1 protein-coding gene is annotated in these 394 nt (G+C 38.1%); it reads left to right on the top strand.

Annotated elements, in window-relative coordinates; all coding sequences use genetic code 11:
- Positions 1–10: 10 nt before the first annotated feature.
- Positions 11–175: an alpha/beta hydrolase gene (locus CP370_RS09480; protein ID WP_098046684.1), complete on the top strand. Its 165-nt coding sequence runs from the start codon at positions 11–13 to the stop codon at positions 173–175.
- The last annotated feature ends 219 nt before the right edge of the window (positions 176–394 follow it).

Raw genomic sequence — 394 nt, forward strand, 5'->3', positions numbered from 1 at the left:
TTCTGACGGATTGGTAACCATTCAATCAGTTAAATCATTACGATACCTAGTCTCTGATAGAGCGCGTTCATATCAGGAGTTCGAAGTTAAAGGCGAAGGTGGTCAACACAGTCGATTACATATTAATAATCCTGTCGTCAACGACAAATTAACCGATTATTTATGGGGTAAGTAATCCTTGCCTATTTATGGATAAAAAAAGATGATGAACTGGTTATTCTACTAGCTCATCATCTTTTTTAATTTCTCAAATGTTTGGCAGACTTAATCACCCCGCATGACGCCAATCTCGATCCATTAACATACGTGCGACAATTAGTCCTAATGGCAGACATAGCACAATCATCATTGCTGAAACAAACCACTGTGCACCATTTGAAATATTACCAACACC

Source organism: Lactobacillus sp. UMNPBX19 (assembly GCF_002553805.1).
GTDB lineage: Bacteria > Bacillota > Bacilli > Lactobacillales > Lactobacillaceae > Lactobacillus.